This is a genomic window from Bombiscardovia apis (assembly GCF_033095945.1).
Classification (GTDB): Bacteria; Actinomycetota; Actinomycetes; order Actinomycetales; family Bifidobacteriaceae; genus Bombiscardovia; species Bombiscardovia apis.
Window position 1 is genome coordinate 1,377,749 of sequence record NZ_AP026800.1, and the last position, 18,148, is coordinate 1,395,896.

An 18,148-nucleotide genomic window follows, 5' to 3' on the forward strand; every position below is an offset into this window, starting at 1 on the left:
AGTCTATTCCTTTTGATGGCAGTGTATGTGCAGTTACGCACTCAGCCTTTACTCCTTTTGAACATGTACATTTTTGTGTGCCTCCTCCTTGCAGCAGACTGGAGCGAGGGTTAGGCTTGAACAGTATGGATAATATACAGCTCAAGTCCGGCCTCGATCCGGCATCGTTCTCCTCCGTCATCGAACCCAAGAATGACCTCTTCCGCTACGTGAATGGCCCTTGGATTGATACCTATACCCTGCCAGCAGACCGCTCCCGGTTTGGTTCCTTCGACCAGCTAGCGGAGAATGCCGAGGCACAGATTCGCGATATTCTCGAAGATCCCGACTCCCCCGCTACCAAGTCTGCCGCGATTTACCGCAGTTTCCTCAACACGGAAGCTATCGAACAGGCTGGCCTCAACGCCATTCGCCCCCAGTTAGAGCGGATTGACCAAGTCTCCAGCAAGCATGACTTCGCGCAACTGCTGGGCAGCATGAGCCCCCGCGGCGGCTCCGACTTCTTCGGCATGGGAGTCTATGGAGACCCCGGCAATCCCGAGTTCAACGTCATCCATATAGCCCAAGCTGGTATTGGCCTGCCCGACGAAGCTTACTACCGCGAGGATCGGTATGAAAGCATCCGCCAAGCATACGTAGTCATGATTGCTCAGATGCTGCAACTGGCTGGATATGCCAGCAACGAAGCCGAGGGGCAAGAACAGGCTCAACGTTTCATGGCTTTTGAAACGAAGCTTGCGGCCCAGCATTGGGATAACGTGGCCACTCGAAACGAAGACAAGACCTATAACCCCACCTCCTTTGATGAACTCAAGTCTGCCTTGAGCAATTTCGATATCCAAGCCTGGGTTCATGCCTGGCAGGAGTCCTATGACGCCAGCGAGAGTGCAAAAACTCAGCCAGTTAACTTGCAGCAGGCTTTGGAACACACGATCGTCCATGAGCCTAGCTTCTTGCAAGGTTTAGACGCGCTCTGGCAGGCTAGCGACTTGGAAGACTTGCAGCTTTGGGCTCGGGTTCATGCCATTGTGGGCCAGGCTTCATACTTGAGCCGCGACTTTGACCAGACGAGTTTTGACTTTTACGGCAAGGTCCTTTCCGGCTCCACGCAGATGCGAGACCGCTGGAAGCGAGCAGTTTCCTTGGTCAACGGCATCTGCGGCGAAGAGGTCGGCTTAGAATACGTCAAGCGTCACTTCCCCGAATCCTCCAAGGAACGCATGGAAGAACTGGTAGCCAACTTGATTGACGCCTACCGCGCTTCTATTTCGACTTCCGACTGGCTGAGCAGCGCCACCAAAGACAAGGCTCTCGACAAGCTGAGCAAGTTCGAGCCCAAGATTGGCTACACCAAGCAGTGGCGAGATTACAGTGCGCTCATGGTCTCTTCCGATCAGAGCTTGGTTGAGAACATGCTCCAGGCCTCTCTATATGAGAATGGTTATCAGTTCGCCAAGGTTGGACAGAAGGTCAACAAAGACGAGTGGCTGATGAACCCGCAAACTGTCAACGCTTACTACGAGCCTTCGCTCAACGTAATCGTCTTCCCTGCTGCCATCTTGCAGCCTCCTTTCTTTAACTCACAAGCAGACGATGCCGCTAACTACGGTGGTATCGGTGCTGTAATTGGTCACGAAATCGGTCACGGCTTCGACGACCAAGGCAGTAAGTACGACGGCGATGGTCGCCTCAACGACTGGTGGACTGAGCAAGACCGCCAGAACTTTGAAGAGCGCGCCGGCAAGCTGATTGCACAATACAACGGGTTTGTGCCCCAGCAGTTGGCCGACAAGTATGCTGACACCCCCGGTCAAGCTCCTCACGTCAACGGTGCTCTCACCATTGGCGAGAACATCGGAGACTTAGGCGGCGTAAACATCGCGCTCAAAGCCTACGCTTTCGCCATTCAAGAGCAAGCCGGCCAAGAGCAAGATGCTTCCCCTGAGGGTATCGCCCAAGCCCTTGCATCTGCACCGGTTATGGATGGATTCACCGGCCTACAGCGATTCTTCCTCTCTTACGCCTCCATTTGGCGCTCTACCCAGCGCGATGAACTGGCCGAGCAGTACTTGCAAATCGACCCGCACTCGCCCGCTGAGTTCCGCACCAACGGCATCGTCTCGAACGTCGACAAGTTCTATGAGGCCTTCGACGTAACCGAAAACGATCAGATGTGGCGGGCACCGCAGGAGCGTGTCAGCATCTGGTAATCCGATTTAGAGCGCCAATTCACCTCGCACCGCTCAGCTTTAGAAGGCATCTGGGACCATCTCAGGTGTCTTCTTTTCATTCACCAGGCTTTCGCTACTGGTATGAGCATCCTCGAATGGGTCATCTGGCAAGGGCGGGCAAGCAGCAGCAGGTTGAAGGCGAGGAGATTCTTGGAGCCAAGGCGCTTGTGCGGGCGCTTGTATAGGAAGCTGCGAAGATTCTCTGCCCACACGTTCTTGTTGACTTCCCGCCTGCCCATTTGCCCCTGAGCCTGCGCCGGCGTAGCCCTGCTCGTCTGGTCCTCCACCGCTTTTCACCCGTTGAAAAGTCGAAACACCCATCGCCATGTCGTGCCCGATACCATCTGCTTCAAGCACCAAAGCAGAACGCTTCTGCCCTTCCTTGGTCCACTCTTCGGTTGAAAGCGAACCGGTTACCAAGACTGGGTCGCCCTTATGTAGTGACTGTAAGACATTGTTTGCCAGCGTTTTGAAGGCCTTTACTGTCATCCAAGTGGTGGGAAACTCGCGCCAGGCCTTGGTTTTAGCATCGTAATACCCGTCCGTTGACGCTAGGCGGAAGGTGCACACTGCCGTACTACCTTCTTGCCCAATGCGTACTGGGTCTTTGCCCACAAATCCGGCAATCGTTATTCTCGCTTGGTGCATGGCCATCTTGTGCCTACCTTTTCTTCATTCATACTCGCGTCTATTGATTCCACACTTAAGTCTTCTCAGTGTGGACCGCTCGGGCTCAGGTCGGTCGGCTGCTCGTGTCTGCGAGGGGAGAGAAAAGCATAACGCCAACAACCCCTTGCGACCCGAAGCCCTGCGGTAGGAACCATCATGCTCTAGTCTGACCAGCCAGTGCCAGCCCAAATAAGAATGTGGTCGAATGTGACCCTCATTCAGCAATTGTGGATAAGTTCACTCTTCACACTCTTTCGCCAGTCAGATGCGGAGCATAAACTAAAAGCACAAGCACTTGTACGAGAGGACGGGCATGGCTTACACTTTCATCTCTTGGAATATCGATTCCCTCAACGCCGCCTTGGCTGGTTCCAGTGACCGCAGTGCCCTGTCTTTAGCTGTCGTTGAGCGCATCGCCCAAGCCGCGCCAGACGTGCTCGCCATTCAAGAGACCAAGCTCAACTCGTCCGTTCCCAAAAAGACGGCAGCGCTCACCGGCATCCTCGCCCAGCGCTTCCCCGACTATGAGATTGCCTACAACACTTCCGAACCCCCAGCGCGCAAGGGCTACGCCGGTACGATGATGCTCTACAAAAAGTCTCTACCCTCCCCCAAGGTCTCTTATCCCTCCATTGGGGCGCCCGAGCCTATGGATAGCGAAGGCCGCGTCATCACCTTAGAATTCCCCGACTTTTACGTCGTAACGGTCTACACTCCCAATGCAGGCTCTGGCTTGGCTCGCTTGGGTGAGCGCGGCCTCTGGGATGACTGCTTCCGCCAATATTTGCAGGGCCTCGACCAGTCCAAGCCCGTGTTTGCGGGCGGCGATTTCAATGTGGCCCATGAGGAAATCGACCTCGCCAACCCGCAGTCCAATCATCATTCTGCCGGTTTCACCGACGAGGAGCGCGGCAAGTTCAGCGAGCTCTTGGCCGCCGGTTTCACGGATTCCTTCCGCAAGCTCCACGGCAGCGCCGCGCCCACTTTTAGCGAGGGCAGCAGCGAGCGCAGCATCTACACTTGGTTTGCCCAGCGAGTTCCAACCTCCAAAGCCAACAATTCAGGCTGGAGAATCGACTACTGGCTGGCCTCCAACCGAGCCGCCAGTGCTATCACCGCCTGCCGCCCTCTGGATACCGGCGCCCGCCTAGACCACCTACCCCTAGAACTCCAGTTCAGCCTCTGAGTTTTACTAGGCACGCCGTAACAACACTGCAAGCGCAGCCATTTAGCTTATTACAGATTCAGCAGCAGGCTTCCCAGCTGCCCTGACCGGTCGAAGCAACTCAAAACACACCCCAAGCGCTACAAGAATCGTTAGCACTACTAAGGTCCAGCCAGCGCCCTTGGCTTGTAAGAGAGCCGCGAAAGCAAGGCTAGCCAAGCCATCTGCCAAGTTGTAGGTTGATCCGAGAGCTGCGTTCATCGAAGATTGGAGACTTCCCGCAAATGCAGGCCCCACAAGCACATACGAACTCACAAACAACGGTGTCATAGCAGCACCAAATAGTAGCGCAGCACAGAAAGCCAACAGCAATGCAAGTATTGCAGGCAGGAAAGTCGAAACAGCAAATAGTCCTACGGCAGCAAGTAAGAGCAAAGATTCAAACTGATACTGGCGCGAATCACTGGCTTTTAAGCGCATACGCCCGAAGATAAACCCTGCCAGCGTACCCGACCAGCTTATAAGGCTCAGCAAGACTCCAGACAGGGGTTGACTACCAGTCACCCTCTGCGACCAAGCTGGCAGAACGATAGTCAAAGCGCTCATAGCCAACCCCAAGCAAGCAATAGGCAGCAGCAGTGATAGAGCGTTGGGAATCACATCTGGAGCCAACCTCAACTTGAAACGATGCCGCTCAGCCCTTGTATCACCTGCCAGCGCGGAGTTGGGCTCAGCAGCAATCGGAGTTCTCAGAAGATGCCGAGTCGCCGTTCCTTGTCTCGAACCCACAGCAATAATCAGTGCATTCCCCACAACCGCAAGCACTACTCCCAGCACTATAGCCCAATAAGGGTCGCTCAGAGCCCAAATGAGAGAGGTAAGCAAGGGAGTCAGCGCGAACGTTAGCTCTTCCAAGACGGAGTCGAGCGCATGCAAGGTCCGGCTAGCTGCTTCACTCGGAGTCAGCTGAGTCCACAGTTCTCGTATGACAGCCGGAGTGGGAGGCAGAACAGCAAATCCCATCGCCAGCAGAAGAGCACTGACCCCAAAAAGCGCACCACCAAGAGCTACAGTCTGCGCGGCGATGATGAGAGCACCGCCAGCAACCGCTAGGGGCAAGAGCAAACGAGCAGGACTCATTCTTGTTAGCAGCCGAGCCTTATAGGGTGCAGTTACGGCTCCCGCCAGCATGCTCACGGTTGAGACAATGCCAGCCTCCATAAATTGCGAGCGCGATGTATAAAAGGCCACCAGACCAAACGGAATCAGCCCCGAAGCTGCCCTACTGATGTTCGCCGCCAGAAGCATAGGTCCGATACTCCGGTCAGCAAGGAGACTCCGGTATGTTGGGAGATTGCTGTTTATCGTCATGCCGGTCTGCTTTCTTGGTGAAGCACCGGTCTTGATCACATCTCCACGGTGCCACGCAAGTTCTCGCACCTGCGCATTCCAGCTATTCCAACCCAACTGGCTTCTAGTTATCTGCTATTGTAGCCCCACTTACGTTACTGATTTCCACCAGTTACTAATTACACCGCCAGTGCTCTTACTTCCAGTTGCCGTAGCGGCGGAGGTTGTTTTCTAAGACGTCGGAGCCGGCGAACTCGCTCCAGTCGTATTGGGTCATTTTGACGTTGGCTTTGGGGGCGGTCACGAAGAAGCTGCTCTGCCCACGGCCGTCGCTGAGAGTGATGTCGGGATAATCCGCGTATGCGCTTTGCTCTTGCGAGCCCTTGTCGCGCTTCACAAACTCGATACCCGTGTCGTACACGCGCAGCTCGTTAAAGGTGTGCTTCTGCAAACTGGTCACGATTGTGCCAATGACCAAAAATATCGGCACAATCCACAAGAGCCCCTGAATAAGAAAATCAGCCATCGACGCGCTGAGATATTCGCGAATATAGTGCTGGACCTGCGGAACTCGGGTAACACCGAGGATAGCGATGCCTGCCACCCAGTATTCGATGATTCCTTTGAGCTTGCCCTTGAATCCATAGTCAGAAGTGAGCTTATGCTCTGAAACTAACGTGCGCTCCATAACTTACATCCTTTCCAAGTAGGCCACGAATACCTTGTCGAGCACCATGCCAGCTACGTCGTGGTCTTGTATCTGAACGATGCGATAGTTCTGGCCCTCATGTTCAACGACCATGCCCACCTGGTACTGCTCGTGAAAGCGCTTGATTCGCTTCTCTTGAAAAGCTCCACCAAAACCAGAAAACTCCATCTGCACCGAGCCGTCAGAGAGCGTTTTGAAAGTAGGCGTAAAGTTGTCTTGTTTCGGATGCAACTTAGCATAAATAAACAAGAAGATTACAGCGATTACAAAGAGGGCAATAACCGCAAAAGCGATAACGATTTCGGGGTCTTCAGACCACATAGTACTCATGGGCTCATAGTCCTTGTGACTCAAGTTTATATGCAGACACCCCCCGTGAATACGTTCGAGTATACACAAAACTGCCCACCCCGCAAAGAAGATGCTACACTGGCTGGTAAGTCTTGGGCCAAGCGGTCCTGCGCGCTCTCGGTTGGGGAACCGCAAGCGCAAAACACTAGCAAGTGCGAACAATCGGAACCAGTGCAAGATACGTGCAATTCCAACCGATAAGGGGTACACAATGCGTCGGGTACGCAACATCAGCGCCACAGTACTAGCGCTAGCCTTAACTATCCTGGGGGGGGGGGTCCGCTAGTTTAACGCGGCCCACGCTAGCACACGCTGACCAATCAGCACTCATAACCCCACCAACACCACCCGCCTGCAACGTCGCAACCGACCCCATCAGCCAATGCTTCAGCCCCAGCCTCGGCCAAGCCCTCGCTAACCAATACACCAGCGGTAACACCAACACACCACTACCCAATACCGCCCACACCCCCTACCTGTATCTTCGGAACGCTGGCATCACCGACCTCAACGGCATTCAACACTTGAGTTGGCTTACTGACATCATCTTAGATAATGACGAAACACCCGGTATTAGCCCAAATATATTGTCAGACCTAACCCCGCTAAGTGCACTAACCAACCTCAGACAATTGCAGACAAGAAATTGTGGCATTCGTAATCTCAACGGTATACAAAACCTCACCAACCTCAACATTTTAGACTTAAGAACGCTCTATTCAGGCAACACAGGCTCGCTTACTTACGACAATTTCAATGACATTGCTGACCTCAGCCCACTCACACCACTCACACACTTGCAAAACCTATATCTTTCGCGCGAAATCTATGACCCATCAGGGCAAAATAGGCCAGGCAGCATCACCGATATTCAGCCACTCACTCACCTCACCGACCTCACAAGGCTAGAACTGCAAGGCAACCAAATCAGTAACATCCAGCCGCTCAGCACTCTCACCAACTTAAGCATTCTCTACCTCGGTACCTTGTGGACAGCTGGAGCTGGCAATACAATCAGCGACATCACCCCTTTAAGCGCTCTAACCAACCTGACCCAGCTCGATCTCACCAACAATCGCGTCACCGACCTCAGCCCGCTATCGGGACTCACCAACCTCACCAGCCTCATTGTCGGTAATGTATCTGGAGATGCCTCCGTCAATCCTGTCACTTGCAACAAACCAGACAATCGCATCACTAGCCTCGCACCGATAGCGAACCTCACCAACCTCACCTCTATAACAATTGCCAATATGGGCATCGGATATGATAAAGCAATTCCAGGATATGATTCCAACAAGCCCGGCAACCGAGTCACCGACCTCAGCCCACTCACCGGACCCACCAATCTCGTAACCGTTTTTCTCGACGGACAACAAACCCTCACCGACCTCAGCCCACTCGCCAACCTACCCAACCTCAAAGACCTACATGCAACATCAAATAGCGTCAGCAGCATCACATCTCTCGAGCACCTCACTAACCTCAAATCGCTCTACTTAGACAGTAACCATCTGGGAGATACCGTTTTCACTACCATCCAAAACATGCCCAACATCAAACACCTAGGCTTAGGCGACCAAATCACCGACATCAGCGCTATCACCAACCTCAACCTCGAAAGCCTTTCCCTTAGCGGCAACCACAACATCAGCGACTGGGGCCTACTCGCCCAAAATATCGGACAATTCCCCAACCTTACATGGCTCACACTAGCGGATGACAACATCGACACCACAGCATTCAACACCATCATTCAAAACGGCAACTTCAGCAACCTACAGTCCTTATCCATGCCTAACAATCAAATAGACGACGTCACAGCAGTACGCCAAAACACAACCAAATTCAGCAACCTCGTTGTGTTCGATGTAAGTAGTCAAAACTTTCAATTGCCTGACAAGCCCGACTACGACGAACATAACCCCATGAGCCTCGGAGCCGCCACCATCAACAGCTCAGCCAGCCCAGCCCAGTACGCCCAACCCAACCCCGACATAGCCTCCACACCCAGCAAAGACCAAAACTACAATGCCAACACAGGCACCATGACATGGGACAAAACCATGCCCGGAGATTACAAATTCAACTTCTATCATTCCAGCCCAATGGCATTCGGCAATTTCATATACTCCGGCACATTCTCGCAACACGTACCCGGACATATCGTCAGCTTCGACCCCAACGGAGGAAGCCCAGCACCAGACGACCAAGCCCACCACACCGGCGAACTCGTCGCACCACCAAACCGACCCACCAACGCAGACCAACTCATTGAAGGCTGGTACAACACAGCCACCGGAACCAAATGGAACTTCGACACCGACACCGTCACAGCTGACATCACCCTACAAGCACACTGGATACCAGCCATGACACTACCCACCGCGGGCAGTAGACCACGGTTACGTATGACTGGGGTTGCTTTGCTTCTCAGCTCGGCGGTTACTGGTATTGAGCTAGCCCGTCGTAAGTGGAGATGTCAGCTCTTGCGATAAAGGTTTGCGGTAAAACTTTGCTGGCTAGGCTAAGGTTGTTCACTTACTGTACTCGCGGGGAATTAGCCTAGTGCATTGTGCTTTCGTAAGCTAGCTATCTTTCAGAGAAAATGCTCTGTTCCACCACACTACATTGGCAGCATCGTCAGTTTCATAGGCAAGTATGTAGCGCACAAGTCACGCTTTACCGAAGGACAATGCACAACTGCGGCAGGGCCTGTAAGTAAGACCTGCCGCAGTTTGATAGGGAATCGTTGGTACCGTCAGCTTATTGGAGGCCAGCAATCCTATCTGCGATTGTTTGCGCTGCTTCGGATTCGGAAACTGAGACCGAGTCGGAGCCGTCGCGGTTGCGGATTTCGATAGTGCCGTCGGACATGGTGTCACGGCCTACAATGGCAACCAGGGGAACGCCGATGAGCTCGGAGTCCTTGAACTTCACGCCCGGGGAAACCTTGGGGCGGTCGTCGTAGATGACCTCAATGCCGCGCTCTTCCAAAGCAGCAACCAGCTGCTCGGCCTTCTCGAAGACCTCTGCCTGCTTACCGGTAGCCAAGACGTGAACCTGAGCCGGGGCCACAACTGCGGGCCAGGCCAAGCCCTTGTCGTCGTGGTGAGACTCGGCAATGCAAGCCAGCACACGGGAGACGCCAATGCCGTAGCAGCCCATCCACACGGGCACGGCCTTACCGTTTTGGTCAAGGACCTTCAAGTCCAGGGCCTTCGAGTATTTGAGACCCAGCTGGAAGACCTGGCCGATTTCCACGCCGCGCTCGAAGCTCAGGGGGCCGGAGCCATCGGGGCTCATATCGCCCTGACGCACTTCGACAGCCTCAACCATGCCGTCGGCCTTGAAATCGCGCCCGTAGACCGCATGGAATACGTGCATACCTTCTTGATCGGCGCCGGTAATCCACTCAGAGCCTTCGGCCACGTGGGCATCCACCAAGTAGCGCACGGGCTCTTCGATGCCGTCTGCATCCTTGGCCTGAGGACCCAGCACCATCGGCCCAATATAGCCCTTCACGAACTCGGGGTGAGCCTTCAAATCTTCTTCGTTAGCCTCTTCAATCTCGGCAGGCGCAAATTGGGCTTCCAAACGCTTCATATTAACTTGGCGATCGCCCGGTAGCCCAATGGCCACAATTTCGCGCCAGGGCTTGTCGTGCTCGTCATCTTCAGCATGCTTGACGGCAATAATCAAGTTCTTCAAAGTGTCAGCGGCAGTCCACTCTCGCCCGTTCTCGCGGGGGTGGAGAGCGTTGGCCTGAGCCACCAGAGACTCAATGGTCTTGGAATCTGGCGTATCCAGTGCCTTCATCGCCGGCGTGCTCGTGCAGTCAATGCGCTCGACCGCAGGAGTCGTCAGCGCTTCCACATTCCAAGCCTTGCCCGAAGGAGCCAGCGCAAAGGTATCTTCACCAATGGCCAGTGGAGCCAGGAACTCCTCGGATTCAGAGCCGCCCATAGGCCCGGAAACCGCGTGAACAATCACATAGTTCAAGTCCAGCTTCTTGAAGATGCGCTCGTAAGCACCGCGCTCGTCTTGGTAAGCCTTCTGGAGCCCCTCCTCGTCGACGGTAAAGGAATAAGCATCCTTCATCACGAACTCGCGGCCGCGCACCAGTCCTGCCCGCGGGCGGAATTCGTCGCGGTACTTGGTCTGAATCTGGTACAAAGTTACCGGCAGGTCTTTGTAAGACGAGTACATGTCTTTGACCAGCAGGGTAAACATTTCCTCATGCGTAGGTGCCAGCAGGTAGTCAGCCCCGTGGCGGTCTTTCAAGCGGAAGATGTTGTCACCATACTCCTCCCAGCGGTGGGTGGCCTCGAAAGGTTCGCGCGGCAGCAGGGCCGGGAAGTGCACTTCCTGAGCGCCAATGCCGTTAATCTCTTCACGAACAACGGCCTCTACCTTGCTCAGAACGCGAAGGCCGAGCGGCAGCCAAGTCCAAATGCCAGGCGCAGCCTTGCGGATATAGCCCGCGCGCTGCAAGAGCCGAGCCGAGTCGACATCAGCATCGGCTGGGTCCTCACGCAGGGTGCGCAAAAAGAGTGTTGACATACGTAATGCAGTGGATTTCATACCCCAAGAATATGCGCTTTCAGCGACAAGCGCAGGCCTCGGCAGCGCAAAGCACGCAAACTCGCTGTGCGGCGCAAACGAGGCAAATACTACTTCCGCACAGCAGCATGCTACCGTAATATCAACGAAAGGCAAGGATATGGTAGATTACAGCCACAGCATGAGTTCTCGGACAGACCAGGAAAGCATGCAGCTCCTGCTCAGCGCAGACCCTTCGCAAGCCGCTATCGAAGCGTATATCGGCAAGTGCGAACTGCATCAATTCCGCGCCGATAACCAGCTGACCGGAGTGCTGGCGCTGCTGCCAACTCGGCCAGAAACGATGGAGATTGTCAACATTGCGGTAGCGCAAGATTACCAGCAGCAGGGCTTAGGAACCCACATGGTGCGTTTTGCCCAACAACGAGCCGCGCAATTAGGCATGAAACGGTTAGAAGTCGGCACAGGCTCAACCAGCTTCGCCGCCCTAGCCCTCTACCAAAAGTGCGGTTTAAGAATGAGCTGGATAGACCGCGACTATTTCGTAGACCGCTACCCAGAGCCGCTCACAGAAAACGGCATCCCCCTACGCGACATGGTCCGTCTCTCCTGCCCTATCCCCTGTGCCACCTTAAACGAATAAACTTGCTGAGCATTTTCCTTGTTTACTCCCTTTTGAAAAGTTCAAGGCGACGATGACCGCAAAACTCACTCAGTAGTTTTGTTCAACAATTGCTTATAGCCACCTTTTAGAGATATAATAGATATATCATAGATACAAAGGGGGTGATATGGATTCGAGTACGACCCTAAGAAAAGCATGACGAATCTCGCCAAGCATGGCATAGATTTTGAGCAAGCCCAAGAGTTGTGGGACAACGACATCGTTACGTTCGCAACAAAGCCCATGAATGACGAGGCGCAGTACCTTAACCTTGGAATAATTGCTGGCAAACATTGGACTGCCATTACTACCCTACGCGGTAATCGTATACGTATTATCTCTGTACGACGTTCCAGAAAAAAAGGAGGAAAGTATTTATGAGAGCACACAAGCAAGCCATAACAGCGGCTGAAATCGATCGCAGATTCGACGATGGTGAAGATGTTACCGAGTTCTTCGACATGGAACACCCCATACTTACCGCAGGCCGCAGCACTAAAAAGGTCAATATGACTATGCCCACATGGATGATACGCGAGCTCGATGCGCAGGCTTCCTCGCTTGCGGTCAGCCGCAATGCGGTCATCAACTTGTGGCTATCCGAGAGACTTCAGAGGGAACAAGAGCGCAGGCGCGAGCTCGTAGCCCACTCGTAACCCGTTAGAAGAGCATGTCTTGGTTGAATTCTTCTGGTGTTTGGCTTAGGGATTGCTTGGTGAAGGAGTCGGGGCCTTCGTCGGATAGGCGGGAGCAGGCGGTTTGGGAGTTGGTTCGCAGTTCGGAGTCTAGGAGGACTGCGTCGGGCGAGACTAGGAAGGCATGCTCGTTGATGCCGTTGAGGTAGAGGCCTTCTAGGGCTTCAACTCGGGAGAGGGCTACGTAGCCCATGCCGGGGGCGAAAGTGCGGCGCAGGTCCATTACAGCGCGATCTAAAGTCATGCCCTGAGACTTGTGAATCGTTATAGCCCAGGCACAGCGCAGGGGAACCTGATTTACTGCTGCCAGCACCGCGTCGCCGTCCATCATCTCCCAAGCTGCGGGCTTCATAGTAACGATATTGCCGTTCTCAAAGGCTACGATGGGCCAGCCGCCCTTGGACTGCGGAGCGAAACCCTGCACAGTGCCGATAGAGCCGTTCACATACTGGTGGTCTTGATCGTTGCGCAGAGCCATCACCGCAGCCCCGGTTTTCAACTCTAAGCGCTCAGGAGCCAGCATATTCTTCTTGAGCCGGTCTACCAGCTGCGGGTCGCCGGACTGGGTGGCCGCATACCGGTGGGGTTCCTCCCCTATCTGTGAAAGGCGCAGGTCGTTCAAAGAATCGGCCTGTTTGTTGACTGGAAAGAGGTGCACAGCTACTTGCCCCGGGTCTGGCTGCTGGCCCATGCGACCCGCTAGAACGTCGTGGTCTTCTTGACTGACGGAACCCTCGCGAATATCGGTCAGCACGGTCAAGAGCTGACCGTCGTCTTGACGGTGCTGCTCAGTCAAATAGCAGACTACCGGATTGAGCTCTTCCCAAACCAAGGACTCGGTCACGAATCCTTCTGGGTCTTTTCCAGCTTGGGCGTAGCGTTCCCGAGACTCTTGGAACTGCGCGCTGGCAGCAATCATGTCGTTGTTGCGCCCCGAGCGGGAGACCGGTGGCAGCTGGAAGAAGTCGCCAGAGAGCACCACTTGGATGCCACCGAAGGGCTCGGGGCTGTGGCGAATCGAGCGACACACTTGGTCTACCATGTCGAAGAGCCAAGCGTGGAGCATGGAAACTTCGTCGATAATCAAGATGTCGGTTGCACTAATTTGGCGCTTGCGGCGGGTCTTGATGCGCTTCAAAATGCTGTCGGTCAAAACAGTGGTAATGCCCACGCCAGACCACGAGTGGATAGTCTGACCGTTGATGTGGGTGGAAGCTATGCCAGTTGAAGCAGTGAGAGCCACCTTGGCTCCGCGCTGGCGGGCCTCTTCGACGAACTTGTTCAAGACGAAGGTCTTACCCGCACCGGGCGCACCAGTGATGAAGGCGTTGGCGCCGGCGTTCAAAATGGTCAAGGCTTCGGTTTGCTTCATACTCTCATGCTCCCACCCGAAAGTGACGTGCGATTGCTCAAGCTTTAGTAATCGCTCTTGCTCGGCGTGGACGGGTCTTCAACAGGATTGCCCTCAGCCTCGTAGGAGCGCAGGAGGGAGGTCTGCTCAACCTCTTGAGCACCAGCCTTAGCAGCGGCTTCATCTGGTCCGGGAGCCGGAGCGAAGAACATATTGCGGTAGTAGCGCAGCTCGTCGGCGGACTCGATGATGTCTGCCAGCGCCCGGTGACCGCCATGCTTGGCAGGCTTGTTTTGATACACTGCGGGATACCAGCGGCGAGATAGCTCTTTCAGGGTCGAAACATCGATAACGCGGTAGTGCAGGAGGTCCATCAGATCAGGCATATAGCGGTCTAAGAACTTCTTATCGGAACCGACCGAATTACCAGCCAAGTGCGCTTTACCATGCTCCGGCAGGAATTGCTTGACATAGTCCACTACTTGGCGCTGGGCCTCTTCCAGCGGCAGACCGGACTCGTTCCATTCGTCGATCAGCCCCGAAGAGGTGTGCATGTTGCGCACAAAATCATTCATCTGGGACACAGCAGCGTCTGTTGGCTTAATCACTAAGTCGATGCCCTTATCGAGCACCTTCATATTAAAGTCAGTCGGCACTACAGAGACTTCGCACAACTCGTCGTGGAAAATATCCAGGCCCGTCATCTCGCAGTCAATCCAAATCATCCGCGACTCTTCGGGAGTGAACACTGCTTCGCTGGTATCGCTCATCTGCTTATTTCCTTCCACTCGTTACAACCCATAAGGGGCCCGACCCTCACACAATGCAAGCCGAACCCCTCAATCTACCGCTGACAGGCGACGATGCAGCAATGCTCCACCGTCAGCTGCCTTTAATCATGGAAACCGGAGTAGTTGGGGGCTTCCTTGGTCATGACTATGTCGTGAGGGTGGGATTCGCGCAGAGCTGCGTCCGTGATGCGAATGAAGCGGCCCTTTTCTTGGAGTTCAGCAATTGTGCGAGCGCCCGTGTAGAACATGGTCTGGTGGAGGCCACCGACCAGCTCGTAAAGGACGTAGTTGAGGGGGCCACGGAAGGGCACTTCGCCTTCCACACCCTCGGGCACAACCTTGTCGGAAGCGGTGACATCTGCTTGGAAGTAGCGATCCTTAGAATACGACTTCTTGCCGCGCGGGGCCATAGCGCCTAGGGAGCCCATGCCGCGATAGACCTTGTATTGCTTGCCGTGTAGGAGGACCTTCTCCCCGGGAGCTTCGGCAGTACCAGCCAAGAGCCCGCCGAGCATAACGGTATCGCCGCCAGCTACGAGAGCCTTAGCAATGTCTCCCGAATAGTGAATACCACCGTCGGCCACTAGGGGCACACCGGCGGGCTTGCAGGCCAAGGAAGCCTCATATACGGCCGTGAGCTGAGGCACGCCAACGCCTGCCACCACGCGAGTCGTGCAGATAGAGCCGGGGCCCACGCCCACCTTAACGGCATCCACGCCAGCGTCAATCAAAGCTTGAGCGCCCTCACGAGTGGCGACATTGCCGCCGATAATATCTACGCCTTCGAAGGCATGGTCGGCCTTGATGCGCTTAATCATATCGAGCATGAGCTTGGCATGACCGTGGGCCGTATCTACGACCAGCACATCCACACCAGCATCCCTCAAGGCGCAGATACGCTCCCAAGAGTCACCAAAGAAGCCCACAGCAGCAGCCACCCGCAGGCGGCCCCGCTCATCTTTAGTGGCGTCGGGATACTGCTCAGTCTTGACGAAGTCTTTAACCGTAATCAAACCAGCCAAGCGGCCTTCAGCATCAACCAGCGGCAGCTTCTCGACCTTGTTTTGCGCCAAAATCTCGTGGGCGTCTTCCTTAGTGATGTTGGCAGGGCCGGTAATGAGGTGGTCCTTCGTCATCACGTCGCTCACCTTGAGCTTGTCGTAATCGGCAGGCTCAACGAAGCGCATATCCCTATTGGTTATGATTCCCACTAAATGCTGGTTACCATCCACTACTGGCAGACCTGAAACCTTGTAGGTAGCGCAGAGCTTGTCGAGCTCGGCCAGCGTAGCATCTGGTGTGACGGTGAGGGGATCGGAAATCATACCGGACTCGGACCGCTTCACGATATCGACCTGGTTGGCCTGGTCTTCGATGCTTAAGTTGCGGTGTAAGACACCAATGCCACCATTGCGCGCCATAGCAATCGCCATCGGTGCCTCAGTTACCGTATCCATAGCAGCAGAGAGGATGGGCGACTTCATGGTGATGTTGCGAGTCAAACGAGTAGTGGTGTCGACTTGCGAGGGGATGACGTCTGATTCATTGGGAAGCAGCAGAACGTCATCATAAGCCAGGCCTAAGCGCTGGAACTTATCTGGAAGAGGCTGGTAGGAAGATGGATTATGAACGGTATTCTCTTGAGCCATAACGACAGCCTACTAGGGAGCTACGACGACGCTTACCACTTCTCAGCCCGGCTCTACACTACTCTGGCTCAGTCTTCCTTGCTGGCAATACGCCCCGAACAATGCTCGGCAGGTGCCTTCTTTGAAGCTGCCAAAGCGGCGTTTTCCTGGCGAATTTCCGGCATCCGCCTGCGGTAATAGGGGTAGAGAGTGGCCACCGTCAGCAGGCATGTCGCCACGATGAAACCCATCAGGGCGTAAGACGCTGGCACGAAGAGAATCGTCAACGACCCGAAGGAGAAGAGCGCCGCCCAACCCCACAGAATCAAGACAGCAGAAGGCACCGAGTGGCCAATACGCAGCATGCGATGGTGTAGGTGCATACGGTCCGGATGCATAGGCGATTGGCCGCGGCTCAAGCGGCGCACAATAGCCAAACACATATCGAGCACCGGCAGGAAAAGCACCAAAATCGGCAGCAGAATCGGCATAAATGCAGGCAGGTAAATACTGGTGTGAATGGTTGCCGGATCCAAACGGCCGGTCACCACAATAGAGGCACAGGTAATTAAATAACCCAGCAGCATAGAGCCCGAGTCTCCCATAAAGAGCTTAGCCGGGTGCCAATTATGTAGTAAAAAGCCCACGCACATGCCTACTAGCGCCACATCAATCAGCGTAGCCATAGAGGCGTAGGAAGGCGAGATGCGGGCAATGATATAGGAGTAAGCACCGAAGGCGATACCACCGATAGCTACAATGCCAGCAGCCAAGCCGTCGAGCCCGTCGACGAAATTCACCGCGTTAATAGAAGCCACAATCAGGAAGGCCGTAATGGCCATAGACAGGGAAGGCGAGGCGGTAACGAGCGAGCCCAAGGGCAGCGAAATAATCTGAATGCCGCCCCAAGACACGAATACCGATATGAGGAGTTGACCAGCCAGCTTGAGCATCCAGTCCAAATCCCACAAGTCGTCGGCCATGCCCAGCAGGCACACGGCAATAGCTCCTGCCAAAATGACCCAGGCCTGGTGACCCGACTCAAATAGCCCGGAAATGAAGGGAATACGCGAGGCGAAGAGCATGGAAGCTGCGAAGCCAATCAGCATAGCCAGGCCACCCATGCGCGGCGTAGGAACCGTGTGCACGTCGCGAGCGCGCACCTGCCCCACTGCGCCAATGCGGATAGCCAAGTGGCGTATAAGTGGAGTAACCAGCCAGGTAACACCGCCCGCTATTGCTGCTATCAGTATGTAAATTCTCATTGGCGGGCACCCTGCTCACGCTGGCCAGTCAAAGCAGCACGTATGCGCTCACTGCTGATAGCGCCCTCCCGCAGCACGGCAATACCCTCGCTCTGGCCGGCTGCTGCGGCCACAACTGTTGACGGAATCGGCCCGGCAGTAGGGCCTGCATCCAAATATAGGTCTACACTCTCGCCCAATTGTTCGTATGCTTCTTGAGCACTCTGCACGCTGGGCTGGCCTGAGCGGTTGGCGGAGGAAGCAGCCAGAGGCCCTACAGCCGATAAGATTTGCAGGCAGGCAGCGCAATCGGGCACGCGCACAGCCTGAGTTGCGCCGTTCTCTTCTTGCCGGAGCGTTTGCAGCTGGCAAGAGTCTAGCGCTTGGCAGATGGGCGAAAAAGCGCCGGGCAGGAAGGCTTCTGCTAGGCGACCTAGGGGCTCGGGCAGGCTCAGCCCCACTTGCTCGACGGCAGACACAGAGGGCAGCAAGACTTGCAAGGACTTAGACCTTGGCCGCTGCTTAGCCGCAAATAAGGCTTCGATAGCGGCGTTGTTGAAGGGGTCACAGACGATGCCATATACGGTGTCGGTAGGGATAACCACCAAACCGCCGGCGCTTATCACCTGTTTGAGCTGCGCCAAGGAATCTTGGTCTATCGCAAGCATCCGACCTGTCATCTTCCACCCGTCTCAATACATCCGTCGCCAGCCCTGCCAGCTTAGCATCTCTCCCCT

16 protein-coding genes are annotated in these 18,148 nt (G+C 54.9%); 6 read left to right on the top strand and 10 right to left on the bottom strand.

Annotated elements, in window-relative coordinates; genetic code table 11:
• Window positions 1-125 precede the first annotated feature (125 nt).
• Entirely contained in the window at window positions 126-2,210 is a 2,085-nt protein-coding gene (locus R8377_RS05485; RefSeq protein ID WP_317642491.1) for a M13 family metallopeptidase, read from the top strand.
• A gap of 39 nt (window positions 2,211-2,249) precedes the next feature.
• On the opposite strand, the gene R8377_RS05490 is transcribed toward R8377_RS05485, so the two are convergent.
• Entirely contained in the window at window positions 2,250-2,885 is a 636-nt protein-coding gene (locus R8377_RS05490) for a single-stranded DNA-binding protein (RefSeq protein WP_317642492.1), read from the bottom strand.
• Between the two features lie 328 nt (window positions 2,886-3,213).
• Between R8377_RS05490 and R8377_RS05495 the strand changes: the two genes are divergently transcribed.
• Window positions 3,214-4,086 (top strand): exodeoxyribonuclease III, encoded by an 873-nt coding sequence (locus R8377_RS05495; RefSeq protein WP_317642493.1) that lies wholly within the window; start codon window positions 3,214-3,216, stop codon window positions 4,084-4,086.
• 42 nt (window positions 4,087-4,128) lie between these two features.
• Here R8377_RS05495 and R8377_RS05500 read toward each other — a convergent pair whose 3' ends face one another.
• The 3 genes from R8377_RS05500 to R8377_RS05510 form a co-directional block, all read right to left on the bottom strand.
• Window positions 4,129-5,373, bottom strand: coding sequence for an MFS transporter (locus R8377_RS05500; RefSeq protein ID WP_317642494.1), 1,245 nt, complete (start codon window positions 5,371-5,373; stop codon window positions 4,129-4,131).
• A 238-nt stretch (window positions 5,374-5,611) separates the two neighbouring features.
• Window positions 5,612-6,103, bottom strand: coding sequence for a hypothetical protein (locus R8377_RS05505; RefSeq protein WP_317642495.1), 492 nt, complete (start codon window positions 6,101-6,103; stop codon window positions 5,612-5,614).
• Between the two features lie 3 nt (window positions 6,104-6,106).
• Complete coding sequence (locus R8377_RS05510) at window positions 6,107-6,454, bottom strand: hypothetical protein (RefSeq protein ID WP_317642496.1); 348 nt, start codon at window positions 6,452-6,454, stop codon at window positions 6,107-6,109.
• Between the two features lie 653 nt (window positions 6,455-7,107).
• Here R8377_RS05510 and R8377_RS05515 point away from each other — a divergent pair.
• A complete protein-coding gene (locus tag R8377_RS05515) occupies window positions 7,108-8,973 on the top strand; it encodes a leucine-rich repeat domain-containing protein (protein WP_317642497.1) in 1,866 nt (621 codons plus the stop codon).
• A gap of 268 nt (window positions 8,974-9,241) precedes the next feature.
• Here the strand turns inward: R8377_RS05515 and R8377_RS05520 are convergent, their stop codons facing one another.
• Window positions 9,242-11,059 (bottom strand): proline--tRNA ligase, encoded by a 1,818-nt coding sequence (locus R8377_RS05520; protein WP_317642498.1) that lies wholly within the window; start codon window positions 11,057-11,059, stop codon window positions 9,242-9,244.
• A 139-nt stretch (window positions 11,060-11,198) separates the two neighbouring features.
• Between R8377_RS05520 and R8377_RS05525 the strand changes: the two genes are divergently transcribed.
• From R8377_RS05525 to brnA, 3 genes are all read left to right on the top strand, one after another.
• A complete protein-coding gene (locus R8377_RS05525) occupies window positions 11,199-11,681 on the top strand; it encodes a GNAT family N-acetyltransferase (RefSeq protein ID WP_317642500.1) in 483 nt (160 codons plus the stop codon).
• 177 nt (window positions 11,682-11,858) lie between these two features.
• Window positions 11,859-12,083, top strand: a complete 225-nt coding sequence (locus R8377_RS05530) for a BrnT family toxin (protein ID WP_317642501.1) — start codon at window positions 11,859-11,861, stop codon at window positions 12,081-12,083.
• On the top strand, window positions 12,080-12,358 hold the full coding sequence (brnA, locus tag R8377_RS05535) for a type II toxin-antitoxin system BrnA family antitoxin (protein ID WP_317642502.1): 279 nt from the start codon (window positions 12,080-12,082) through the stop codon (window positions 12,356-12,358). Before R8377_RS05530 ends, brnA begins: the two co-directional genes overlap by 4 nt.
• Window positions 12,359-12,362: 4 nt before the next feature.
• Here the strand turns inward: brnA and R8377_RS05540 are convergent, their stop codons facing one another.
• The 5 genes from R8377_RS05540 to R8377_RS05560 all read right to left on the bottom strand — a co-directional run bounded on the left by R8377_RS05540 (window position 12,363) and on the right by R8377_RS05560 (window position 18,091).
• Window positions 12,363-13,769 (bottom strand): ATP-dependent DNA helicase, encoded by a 1,407-nt coding sequence (locus R8377_RS05540; protein ID WP_317642503.1) that lies wholly within the window; start codon window positions 13,767-13,769, stop codon window positions 12,363-12,365.
• A 44-nt stretch (window positions 13,770-13,813) separates the two neighbouring features.
• The gene (gene orn / locus R8377_RS05545; protein ID WP_317642504.1) at window positions 13,814-14,518 is read right to left on the bottom strand and encodes an oligoribonuclease; all 705 of its coding nucleotides are present in this window, start codon (window positions 14,516-14,518) and stop codon (window positions 13,814-13,816) included.
• A gap of 122 nt (window positions 14,519-14,640) precedes the next feature.
• Complete coding sequence (guaB, locus tag R8377_RS05550; protein ID WP_317642505.1) at window positions 14,641-16,188, bottom strand: IMP dehydrogenase; 1,548 nt, start codon at window positions 16,186-16,188, stop codon at window positions 14,641-14,643.
• Window positions 16,189-16,256: 68 nt separating this feature from the next.
• Entirely contained in the window at window positions 16,257-17,432 is a 1,176-nt protein-coding gene (locus R8377_RS05555) for an MraY family glycosyltransferase (protein WP_317642506.1), read from the bottom strand.
• On the bottom strand, window positions 17,429-18,091 hold the full coding sequence (locus R8377_RS05560) for an L-threonylcarbamoyladenylate synthase (RefSeq protein ID WP_317642507.1): 663 nt from the start codon (window positions 18,089-18,091) through the stop codon (window positions 17,429-17,431). The genes R8377_RS05555 and R8377_RS05560 overlap by 4 nt, the downstream gene beginning before the upstream one ends.
• Between the last annotated feature and the right edge of the window lie 57 nt (window positions 18,092-18,148).

Coding starts and splice junctions, on each gene's coding strand:
- R8377_RS05485 (WP_317642491.1), top strand. CDS start 126: ATGGATAATATACAGCTCAAGTCCGGCCTCGATCCGGCATCGTTCTCC.
- R8377_RS05490 (WP_317642492.1), bottom strand. CDS start 2,885: ATGGCCATGCACCAAGCGAGAATAACGATTGCCGGATTTGTGGGCAAA.
- R8377_RS05495 (WP_317642493.1), top strand. CDS start 3,214: ATGGCTTACACTTTCATCTCTTGGAATATCGATTCCCTCAACGCCGCC.
- R8377_RS05500 (WP_317642494.1), bottom strand. CDS start 5,373: ATGCTTCTGGCGGCGAACATCAGTAGGGCAGCTTCGGGGCTGATTCCG.
- R8377_RS05505 (WP_317642495.1), bottom strand. CDS start 6,103: ATGGAGCGCACGTTAGTTTCAGAGCATAAGCTCACTTCTGACTATGGA.
- R8377_RS05510 (WP_317642496.1), bottom strand. CDS start 6,454: ATGAGTACTATGTGGTCTGAAGACCCCGAAATCGTTATCGCTTTTGCG.
- R8377_RS05520 (WP_317642498.1), bottom strand. CDS start 11,059: ATGAAATCCACTGCATTACGTATGTCAACACTCTTTTTGCGCACCCTG.
- R8377_RS05525 (WP_317642500.1), top strand. CDS start 11,199: ATGGTAGATTACAGCCACAGCATGAGTTCTCGGACAGACCAGGAAAGC.
- R8377_RS05530 (WP_317642501.1), top strand. CDS start 11,859: ATGACGAATCTCGCCAAGCATGGCATAGATTTTGAGCAAGCCCAAGAG.
- brnA (WP_317642502.1), top strand. CDS start 12,080: ATGAGAGCACACAAGCAAGCCATAACAGCGGCTGAAATCGATCGCAGA.
- R8377_RS05540 (WP_317642503.1), bottom strand. CDS start 13,769: ATGAAGCAAACCGAAGCCTTGACCATTTTGAACGCCGGCGCCAACGCC.
- orn (WP_317642504.1), bottom strand. CDS start 14,518: ATGAGCGATACCAGCGAAGCAGTGTTCACTCCCGAAGAGTCGCGGATG.
- guaB (WP_317642505.1), bottom strand. CDS start 16,188: ATGGCTCAAGAGAATACCGTTCATAATCCATCTTCCTACCAGCCTCTT.
- R8377_RS05555 (WP_317642506.1), bottom strand. CDS start 17,432: ATGAGAATTTACATACTGATAGCAGCAATAGCGGGCGGTGTTACCTGG.
- R8377_RS05560 (WP_317642507.1), bottom strand. CDS start 18,091: ATGACAGGTCGGATGCTTGCGATAGACCAAGATTCCTTGGCGCAGCTC.